Genomic DNA, 10,274 nt, shown 5'->3' with positions numbered 1-10,274 from the left:
AACGTTTCTAAAACAGCGTTTTGTGAAACATCGATACTTGTTACACTATTGTTTGAAAATGACAAGTATGTTAATGCCGTATTTTGGGTAACATCTAAACTCGTTAAACTGTTATTAAAACAATTTAAATAAGCTAAAGCTATATTCTTAGAAATATCTAAACTAGCTATACTATTATTAAAGCAAGTTAACTTTGTTAAGCTTGTAAAGGCCTCTATCCCTGTTAAATCTGTAATAGACTTGTTAGAAACATTCATATCTCCTGTAAAAGCAGCAGCTTCGTCACAAGAAATTTCGCCATCACTATTTGTATCTATTGTATGATCGTTTAGTAATGAAGTTTTAAAGTTAGCATCTGGAATGTCTACTATACAATCACAATTCGTGTTATATGAAGCAGTTGCATCTTTTGTCCACTCACCAAAGTATGTTACACCTGCATCTATTTGAATACATGTTAAATCAGGGTTACCTGTTGCATCAAGAGACATATTATCCTCAGCACTTGCGTTATTTCCATTAGCAATATTTAAACTAGTTAAATTATTTGAAGAACAATTTAATGTGTATAATGTAGGATTTTGAGAAACATCTAAACTTGTTAAACTATTCGAAACACAATTTAATGTGTATAATGTAGGATTTAGAGAAACATCTAAACTTGTAATTTGATTATTATCTAATTTTAAATATGCTAATGCTGGGTTATTAGAAACATCTAAACTTGTTACACTATTGTTTTCAAAATATAAATATTTTAAAGCAGGGTGTACAGAAACATCTATAGATGTTATACTATTTTCTCCAACATCTAATTTTGTTAATCCTGTATTTTGAGCAACATCTATAGTTGTTAAACTATTACCAGAACAATCTAAAGTAGTTAAAGCTGTATTTAGAGTAACATCTAAACTAGTTAATTGATTTGTATAACAAGTTAAACTTGTTAAAGCAGTATTTTGAGAAACATCTAAACTAGTTAAACTGTTCTTACTACAAGATAAAACTAATAAAGCAGTATTTTGAGAAACATCTAAACTAGTTAAACCAGTTGTAGCACAATATAATTTTTCTAAAGCAGTATTTGTAGAAATATCTAAACTAGTTAAACTATTTGTATAACAATATAAATATGTTAAAGCAGTATTTTTAGAAACATCTAAACTAGTTAAACTATTTTGCGAACAATTTAAATATGTTAAGCTTGTAAAAGCTTCTATCCCTGTTAAGTCAGCAATAGATCTACCATTCACTTTCATATCACCTGTAAAAGCAGCAGCTTCGTCACAAGAAATTTCGCCATCACTATTTGTATCTATTGTATGATCGTTTAGTAATGAAGTTTTAAAGTTTGCATCTGGGATGACTACGTTGGTTGTACATTGAGCATTCACATGTAAATAAGCGAATACAAATAAGAGTAAAATTAATTTTGTTTTCATATAAAACTTTGATTAAACGGTTAGTGTATAATAACTAAGTGTCAGAATTTAGTAATACCCCCCAAAAAAATATAATATGTTCTCTTTTTATAGTAACTAGAATTTTCGCTTAAACTTGTTTAAGCCTTCATAAGTTTAAAAAATAAGAAATGGATTTTAGAGTAGAAATTAGAAATGTTCTCTAATTCTGAAACACATAGAATTGTTAAAAATAGTAGAAATATACGCATAGGAATAGGGGTGTTTTATAACAGGAAAAGAAGTATGGGTATAAAGGAGGGCTAGTTTACAAGTTATTTATAAACCTGAGTTCGATTAATATTCAGATAAGATTTTAGCAGTAAAAAAGAAAAATAGATTTTTAGCAAATTAAAGTATTGAATTTCGATTTATTAACCCAAAAATTTATCTATAATAATTTACTCTAAAGTTACTGAAATTTTCTGTTTAGTTAATAAGTTTTCAAAGGAATATGACCTAATTGTAGAAAAACACCTTTTAGGGAATCCAGCAAAACGCCCTTCAGTAATGTTTAAAAGCGAAGTGGTTACTATCACCATCTTATTTCAACTAAGTGGGTTTAGAACCTTTAAGCTTTTTTATGTTCACTATGTGCAAAATCATATGCAACATGAGTTTCCCAATACGGTTTCATACAATAGATTTGTTGAGTTGATGCAGCAAAATTTAATGATGATGACTTTGTTTTTAAAATTAGGTGTTTTTCAAGTTACTGATTTACAATAGTACTGGGTTTAATTTGCCATAATTGAGCTCTACTCATCATGAAAATCATTGAAAATAAGTTAACGACAGATGGGAGGTCAAATAATTACTGTTTTAACAAAAAATGGTCAATTCAATAAAGTCTCTTGCTTCTATAATTTAGTATTAGAGTTATTCAAATTAATCTTTCCATGTTTCGCTACTTTAATCATTCATTATTTCATCTGTAGTATGTAGTATCTTCGAAGCTATCTTGATTAGACTAAATTTATAATTTTTATTTAACCATAAAAAATTTAACATTTCCCTAACAGGGGGGGGGTACGATTCTAATCAACTTACCATATATAATCACTTATTATAAACTCATCTGTTCATTTTATAAACAGCATTGTTATTAAATAATTCTCTTATACAATTGTACAGTAAACACACTTTAAAGTATAAAAACTTATGAAAATTAATTACGTAGTTTATCTAGCCTTAACACTAGTAGTATTTAGTTGTAACTCAACTAAGACAATTGTAGATCATCAAGACGATGATATTATTAAAATATATGCCAATGAAATAGAGAATAGTTCTGTATATATTAATGCAGCTACAAAATCTGTAGACAGTGTTATAAAAACCAATACGCATGTACCTTTTGAAAAACTTCAAGACGATATTGCCAAAAATGCAGGAGCGAATTCAGGAGTTAAGATTACGCATAGTAACCATAAGAAAAAATCGGGTAATCAAATTTACCATGAGCTACAAAATAGCACAATGTATATAGGATCTTCTTATTTATGCAATAAGTGTCCAAACGTACATTTAAGTGCTGCAACCGGATTCGTAATTCATGAAGATGGTATTGTGGTAACAAATCATCATGTTGTAAGACCCAAAGAAGATGTAAAACACTATGGAATATTTGCAATCGACCACGAAGGAAATGTGTATAATGTAACAGAAGTACTATCTGCAAGTAAAGCAGATGATTTGGCTATTCTTAAAATAGAAACAAATGGAGAGAAATTACCAGCGTTACCATTAGCCCAGACAGAACTTGTGGGAGAGGATGTATATATGATGGGACACCCTTTCCGTAATACATTTTTAATGACTAAAGGTATTATATCTAGAAAATACGGAAACTCCAATAAATCAAGTAGAATATCTATTACTGCCGAGTTTGGTCAAGGCGCTAGTGGTGGTCCAGTAGTGAATGACTCTGGTGAAGTTGTTGGTGTGGTAAGTGCAACGCGAGCATATTACAGTAATAATTCCAAGGAAAAAGGAGACATGCAACTTATGGTTCGCGTAGTTGTCCCTGTTAGTCAATTGGATAATTATTTAAATGTAAGTAAAATTTAAATAACAAGATTAATCACAGTATTAGTTTTGAGTTTTAGGGGTGTAATGGACAGCGATGTGTATTACACCCTTAATTTTGTTTGACTAATCTATGCATCTTGTAGTACATCATAAACTGAAAGTTAAATGCTTAGCCTGAATGCATACAACCTTTTATTATTAATGATATACAGACGCTTAGCGTTATTTTAAATCTTATTTAGAATAGGAAACCGTCGTTACCTTTAGTAGTTTTTGTCCTACATGGAACATAAAGAGAAGTTTAGATACAGTTTTAAAGGCATAATGTTTTAAAACTAAGGTGTCTAAATTACTTCCAATTTTACGGGCGTAATATTCATATAAATCGCCTACATAAATTAAAATGTATTCCTATTTCATAAGGTAGATTCCTCCCGATTATTACACTAATTATTCACTTTTTTTGATAACCTTACTTTGTTTTTAGGTGCTTTACGTGTTCTAACGCGTTAAAAGTTGTGTCGTAAATAAGGGAAACGATAGACTAAAATCCATTTCTGAAAACCCTGATGAGGTTAACACGTAATATAAGGTGCTCATTGGAGATTTTGACGTCAGGGCTTTATCACAACCCCTTTAGTCTAGGGAAGTTTTCCTTCTAAGATAGAATCTATTTCGCATTTACTAAAGCTTAACGGTTATAATCATTAAAGGCATTAGAGTTAATAAGTAGTTGTATTAGGCTAAGACCCTAGTAATAAGGTGTGTAAAACAGATCACCGTCTTATTCTATAAAAAAAATGAGTTCTATCTTCAGAAATTAATCCAGTAAACATCATTAATGTGTTACCTAGAAACAAAAAAAGCTGACTTTTTAAGTCAGCTTTCTCTTTCTGTACAGGCGGAGAGACTCGAACTCTCACACCTCGCGGCACTAGATCCTAAGTCTAGCGTGTCTACCAATTCCACCACGCCTGCAATTTGGACTGCAAATATAAACAAACATAACAAATTACAAAGTAGTTCATTATTATTTTTTATTTTTGATAGATAATTAAAAATATTCAATGAATTCTATAAAAACTTACATAAACGATAATAAAAAACGATTTATCAACGAACTTTTTGAACTTTTAAAAATTCCATCTATAAGTGCTGACTCTGCATATAAAAAAGATGTTTTATTAACTGCAGACTTTGTATTAGAAAGTCTAAAAAAAGCAGGATGTGATAAGGTTGAGTTATGTGAAACACCAGGATATCCTATTATTTATGGTGAAAAAATTATCAATAAAAATTTACCTACAGTTTTAGTGTATGGCCATTATGACGTACAACCAGCAGATCCAATTGATTTATGGACTTCTCCTCCATTTGAACCTGTAATTAAAAAAACAGAAATTCACCCAGAAGGAGCAATTTTTGCAAGAGGATCTTGTGATGATAAAGGACAAATGTATATGCATGTAAAAGCATTAGAATACATGACATCAACAGGTAACTTACCATGTAATGTAAAATTTATGATTGAAGGTGAAGAAGAAGTTGGTTCTGAAAGTTTAGCTTGGTTTGTACCAAGAAATAAAGAAAAATTAGCGAACGATGTTATTTTAATTTCTGATACCGGAATGATTGCTAATGATATCCCTTCAATTACTACAGGTTTACGTGGTTTAAGTTATGTAGAAGTAGAAGTTACGGGACCAAATAGAGATTTACATTCAGGTTTATATGGTGGTGCAGTGGCAAATCCTATTAATATTTTAACCAAAATGATTGCTTCTTTACACGATGAGAATAATCATATTACGATTCCTGGTTTTTATGATAATGTAGAAGAATTATCAACAGAAGAAAGAGCGGAAATGGCCAAAGCGCCATTTTCTTTAGATAAATATAAAGATGCTTTAAAAATTGATGAAGTTTATGGAGAAAATGGATATTCTACAAACGAACGTAATTCTATACGACCAACTTTAGACGTAAACGGAATTTGGGGAGGTTATACAGGTGAAGGTGCAAAAACGGTAATTGCTAGTAAAGCTTTTGCAAAAATTTCTATGCGATTAGTTCCTAACCAAGATTGGAGAGAAATTACAGAATTGTTCAAAAATCATTTTGAAAGTATCGCTCCAAAATCTGTAACGGTAAAAGTAACACCTCATCATGGAGGACAAGGTTATGTAACGCCAACAAATAATATTGCTTACCAAGCAGCTAGTAAAGCGTATGAAACAAGTTTTGGTAAAACTCCAATTCCACAAAGAAGTGGAGGAAGTATTCCTATTGTTGCGTTGTTTGAACAAGAATTAAAAAGTAAAACTATTTTAATGGGGTTTGGTTTAGACTCTGATGCAATCCATTCTCCTAACGAACATTTTGGTGTTTGGAATTACTTAAAAGGTATAGAAACAATTCCTTATTTTTATAAATATTTTACAGAGTTATCAAAATAAAAAATGAAATATTCTTTTTCCCTTTTTCTTTTTTTATTAATCTTATCTCTAAATTCTTTTTCACAAGGATTAATGAGTAAAAAAGATAACTTTACAAGACAAGATTCTTTAAGAGGATCTATTACTCCTCAAAGAATTTGGTGGGATTTAACGTATTATCACTTAGATATTGAAGTAAACCCTGATAAAAAATATATTTCAGGAAAAAACACGATTCAATACAAAGTTTTAAGTGCTAATAAGACTTTACAAATTGATTTGCAAGCTCCTTTAGAAATCACAAAAGTTATTCAAGATGGAAAAGAGTTAAAAGTAATACATGAAGGAAATGCACATTTTATTCAACTTGTAAAGAATCAAAAAATTGGTAATACTGAAACAGTTATTGTTCACTATCAAGGTTATCCTAAAGAAGCAAAAAATGCTCCTTGGGATGGAGGTTTTTCATGGAAAAAAGATGATAATGGCAATCATTTTGTGGCAACTTCTTGCCAAGGTTTAGGCGCAAGTGTTTGGTGGCCTTGTAAAGATCACATGTATGATGAAGTAGAAAGTATGCGAATTAGTGTTACAGTTCCTGCTCATTTAACAGATATTTCTAATGGAAAATTAGAAAGTATAGTCGATAATGGAAAAACGAAAACGTATAATTGGTTTGTAAATAATCCTATAAATAATTACGGAGTAAATGTTAATATTGGTGATTATGCTCATTTTTCTGAAGTTTATGATGGTGAAAAAGGACCTTTAGATATGGATTATTATGTTTTAAAATACAATTTAGAAAAAGCCAAAGAACACTTTAAAGATGCTCCTAAAATGATGAAAGCTTTTGAGTATTGGTTTGGTCCTTATCCTTTTTATGAAGATGGATATAAATTGGTAGAAACGCCTTATTTAGGCATGGAACACCAAAGTTCTGTTACTTACGGAAATCAATATAAAAAAGGATATTTAGGAAGAGATTTATCTGGTTCTGGTTGGGGCTTAAAATTCGATTTTATTATTATTCACGAATCTGGACATGAATGGTTTGCGAACAACATTACCAATAGAGACATTGCAGATATGTGGATTCATGAGAGTTTTACCAATTATTCTGAAAATCTGTTTGTAGATTATTATTACGGAAAAAAAGCAGCATCAGAATATGTAATTGGATTAAGAAAATCTATAGGAAATAAAACTACAATTATTGGAAAATATGATGTAAATAATGAAGGTTCTGGAGATATGTACAATAAAGGAGGAAACATACTACACACCTTAAGACAATTAATTGATGATGATGAAAAGTGGCGTGCTATTTTACGTAAAATGAATAAAACATTTTACCATAAAACAGTAACAACACAGCAAATTGAAGATTTTTTATGTGAAGAAACTGGTTATGATTTATCAGCTTTTTTTAATCAATACTTAAGAGATATTAGAATTCCAACTTTAGAATATTCCATTCAAAACAAAGAACTAAAATATAGATGGATTAATACAGTTTCTGATTTTAAAATGCCAATAAAAATATTTTTAGGCGATAAAAATCAATGGATTTATCCAACTGAAAAATGGAAACATTTAAAAACGCAAAGTAACAATTTAAAAATTGATGATAACTTTTATATCTTCAGTAAAAACAAATCTTAATAAAAATATTAAGTACTATTTATTTGGGCGTTACCACGTTTAAAAAAACGTGGTCAGGCTTTTTGTTTCAATCTTTTTGCTCATACTTCACAAAAAGGATTTTCACTGCAATCCTTAACGCAGGTATACTTATCAAATTATTACTAAATTAGAAGTCTAAAAAATTGTTAAATGACCTTTACAAGAGAAAAAAAAGAAAAATGGAATTTGTTTGAAAAAATAAGCTTCAGGTTTTTGTTTTTGTATTTTACACTTTATGTTTTATCAATATTCACAGCAAGTTTATGGGAACCAATTATTCAATGGATAGGAACATCAATTTTTAATATTGAATATATTTTTTCTTCTAACGGAAGAGGAAGTGGAGATACTACTTATGCCTACTTACTGCTTTTTTTATTTTTCTGTATTTCATCTTTAGGAAGTATCATTTGGACATTTATTGATTCAAAAAGAACATCTTACAATCAATTACAATATGGATTTCTGGTAAGTATTCGAGTAATTCTTATCTTTTTTTTGTTTCAATACGGAATTATAAAAATGTTCCATTTACAAATGTCTCCTATTTCTAACTCAGATTTAATTCAAACTTTCGGCTCAAAATCTCCAATGGGATTAGCTTGGAAATTTATGGGTTTTTCATCAACCTATAGTTTTTTTGCTGGTTTATCTGAAGTAATAGCAGGACTCTTATTAATTTCTAGAAGAACACAAACGTATGGCGCAATAGCAACAATTGTAGTAATGTTAAATGTTTTTATGATGAATTTATGTTTTGATATTCCTGTAAAAATATTTTCTTTTCACTTACTATTAATGGGTGTTTTAATTCTTTTTGCTGATTTTAAAAGAGTTTTTGGAGTATTAATACAAAATAAAAACATTGGAGATTATGTTTTGTATCCGCAGTTAAAAAAAGGAGATCGAACTATTATTATCATTGCCAAATGTGTCTTATTATTTGTAATTTCTGCACTATTTATCTTTACAAGTTATCCGAGATATAAAAAAAACTATGTAAATCCTAAAACCGCTTTATATGGAATTTGGGAAGTTTCAGATTATAAGAAAGGAACACAGAGAAACCCTAAAAAAAATTGGAAATACATTGCTATAGACCAAGCTAATTTTGCAAGTATTAAAACCTTAGATGACACACAATCTTATTATAAATTTAAAGTAGATTCGATTAAAAACACCATTCTATTTGCTAAAAGGAGCAATAAAATAATAGATACTTTAGCTTTTAAAAAACAGGGAAATAATCTTTTTATTTCTGGAAAAATAGAAAACGACAGTATATTAGTTCATCTAAAAAAGAAACCAAAAACAGATTTCTTACTCACTTCAAGAGGTTTTAACTGGATTAATGAGTACCCATTAAACAAATAATTATTTTTTTAAAATATATGCTCTTATAATGTAATCTACTTTTGGGTAGTTCTCCCTTAAAAAAGTATTACCTTCTTTATTAATTTTACCTTGTTGTCTGCCTAAATTATCGCCATAACCGTTGTAAAATTTTAACACATTTTCTTTCCCATCAATTACTTTTGCAATTACAGGAAAACCAGAAACACCAGAATACGTTAATTTATCTAACCGATAATTGTCTTTTAAATTGATAAAAATCTGATTCGATCTTGTTGCTACTCCACCTCTGGCAAATGCGAGTGTCATTGCATCATTTTTTTGAATTACAGGTTCATCTTCAATTCCTTTTTGCCAACTTTTATTGATTAAAGAATCATTGTGAATTCCGAATTGAGCAACAAAATCAGGCACTACTCTATAAATGGCAACGTCATCATAATATCCATATTTTATTAATTGATAAAATCTATCTACACCTTTTGGAGACCATTCTCTTGTTGCTTCTATATCAAAGTTTCCTTGTGTAGTTTCAAACCTAGCTTTAAAAGTTGTTGGTGCTTCTTTTAACAACCATTTTTCTTTAAAATTTTTTGTGGCACAAGAAGTAAAAAGCACAATAGTTGCTATTAATAGAATTTTATTTTTCATTTTATTCTGTTAGTTTTCTCTTTATAACTGGGTAAATATATTAAAATATAATGTTAAAACTTAACTCTACATTTGTAGAATTCATTTTTTAATTCTACATTTGTAGAGTTAAAAAGAATCAAATGATACAATTATCTAAAACAGAAGAACAACTAATGCAATATTTATGGAAGCGTGAAAAAGCTTTTATGAAGGATTTGTTAGAAGATTTTCCAGAACCAAAACCGGCAACAACTACAGTTGCAACCTTATTAAAAAGAATTACTGATAAAGGTTTTATTGGGTATAATTTGTTCGGAAAATCGAGAGAATATTACCCAATTATTAAGAAAACAGATTATTTTTCAAAACATGTTAATGGTTTAATTAAAAATTTCTTTAATGATTCTGCGAGTCAGTTTGCTTCCTTCTTTACAACAGAAACCAATCTTTCTACAGAAGAATTAGAAAACTTAAAGAAGGTTATTGATAGTCAAATTAAAAAACAACAATAATGATAATCTATCTTTTAAAATCTGCTGGTTGTTTAGCATTGTTACTTTCTTTTTATCATTTTATATTAGAAAAAGAAAAGATGCACAACTTCAATCGTTTTTATCTTTTAGGAAGTATTTTGTTTTCATTTTTAGTTCCTTTAGCAACTATTACAATACCAACA

At 29.2% G+C, this 10,274-nt stretch carries 7 protein-coding genes, 1 tRNA gene and 1 pseudogene; 6 read left to right on the top strand and 3 right to left on the bottom strand.

The window, feature by feature from the left end; translation table 11 throughout:
* Positions 1–1,442 (bottom strand): annotated as a pseudogene (locus ABJG40_RS00395) (hypothetical protein); the annotation flags it as partial.
* Positions 1,443–1,970: 528 nt separating this feature from the next.
* Between ABJG40_RS00395 and ABJG40_RS00390 the strand changes: the two are divergent.
* Complete coding sequence (locus tag ABJG40_RS00390; protein WP_348022596.1) at positions 1,971–2,189, top strand: hypothetical protein; 219 nt, start codon at positions 1,971–1,973, stop codon at positions 2,187–2,189.
* A gap of 432 nt (positions 2,190–2,621) precedes the next feature.
* Positions 2,622–3,530, top strand: a complete 909-nt coding sequence (locus ABJG40_RS00385) for a serine protease (RefSeq protein WP_348022595.1) — start codon at positions 2,622–2,624, stop codon at positions 3,528–3,530.
* A gap of 857 nt (positions 3,531–4,387) precedes the next feature.
* Here the strand turns inward: ABJG40_RS00385 and ABJG40_RS00380 are convergent.
* Positions 4,388–4,469 (bottom strand) — tRNA-Leu (locus tag ABJG40_RS00380).
* Positions 4,470–4,558: 89 nt separating this feature from the next.
* Between ABJG40_RS00380 and ABJG40_RS00375 the strand changes: the two genes are divergently transcribed.
* The 3 genes from ABJG40_RS00375 (at position 4,559) to ABJG40_RS00365 (ending at position 8,986) form a co-directional block, all read left to right on the top strand.
* Positions 4,559–5,947: a dipeptidase gene (locus tag ABJG40_RS00375; protein WP_348022594.1), complete on the top strand. Its 1,389-nt coding sequence runs from the start codon at positions 4,559–4,561 to the stop codon at positions 5,945–5,947.
* Positions 5,948–5,950: 3 nt separating this feature from the next.
* On the top strand, positions 5,951–7,591 hold the full coding sequence (locus ABJG40_RS00370) for a M1 family metallopeptidase (protein ID WP_348022593.1): 1,641 nt from the start codon (positions 5,951–5,953) through the stop codon (positions 7,589–7,591).
* Positions 7,592–7,762: 171 nt separating this feature from the next.
* On the top strand, positions 7,763–8,986 hold the full coding sequence (locus tag ABJG40_RS00365) for a hypothetical protein (RefSeq protein ID WP_348022592.1): 1,224 nt from the start codon (positions 7,763–7,765) through the stop codon (positions 8,984–8,986).
* Here the strand turns inward: ABJG40_RS00365 and ABJG40_RS00360 are convergent, their stop codons facing one another.
* Complete coding sequence (locus tag ABJG40_RS00360; protein ID WP_348022591.1) at positions 8,987–9,616, bottom strand: peptidylprolyl isomerase; 630 nt, start codon at positions 9,614–9,616, stop codon at positions 8,987–8,989.
* Between the two features lie 122 nt (positions 9,617–9,738).
* Here ABJG40_RS00360 and ABJG40_RS00355 point away from each other — a divergent pair, with 122 nt between their 5' ends.
* Entirely contained in the window at positions 9,739–10,110 is a 372-nt protein-coding gene (locus ABJG40_RS00355; protein WP_348022590.1) for a BlaI/MecI/CopY family transcriptional regulator, read from the top strand.
* Positions 10,111–10,274: the final 164 nt, after the last annotated feature.

It is taken from the genome of Polaribacter sp. (assembly GCF_039939415.1).
Classification (GTDB): Bacteria; Bacteroidota; Bacteroidia; order Flavobacteriales; family Flavobacteriaceae; genus Polaribacter.
The sequence above is the reverse complement of the archived record's forward strand: the minus strand, read 5'-3'. Positions and strand labels throughout refer to the sequence as shown.

Bases quoted from the DNA above. Each gene is read 5' to 3' on its own strand.
- ABJG40_RS00390 (WP_348022596.1), top strand. From the start codon at position 1,971: ATGTTTAAAAGCGAAGTGGTTACTATCACCATCTTATTTCAACTAAGT.
- ABJG40_RS00385 (WP_348022595.1), top strand. From the start codon at position 2,622: ATGAAAATTAATTACGTAGTTTATCTAGCCTTAACACTAGTAGTATTT.
- ABJG40_RS00370 (WP_348022593.1), top strand. From the start codon at position 5,951: ATGAAATATTCTTTTTCCCTTTTTCTTTTTTTATTAATCTTATCTCTA.
- ABJG40_RS00365 (WP_348022592.1), top strand. From the start codon at position 7,763: ATGACCTTTACAAGAGAAAAAAAAGAAAAATGGAATTTGTTTGAAAAA.
- ABJG40_RS00360 (WP_348022591.1), bottom strand. From the start codon at position 9,616: ATGAAAAATAAAATTCTATTAATAGCAACTATTGTGCTTTTTACTTCT.
- ABJG40_RS00375 (WP_348022594.1), top strand. From the start codon at position 4,559: ATGAATTCTATAAAAACTTACATAAACGATAATAAAAAACGATTTATC.
- ABJG40_RS00355 (WP_348022590.1), top strand. From the start codon at position 9,739: ATGATACAATTATCTAAAACAGAAGAACAACTAATGCAATATTTATGG.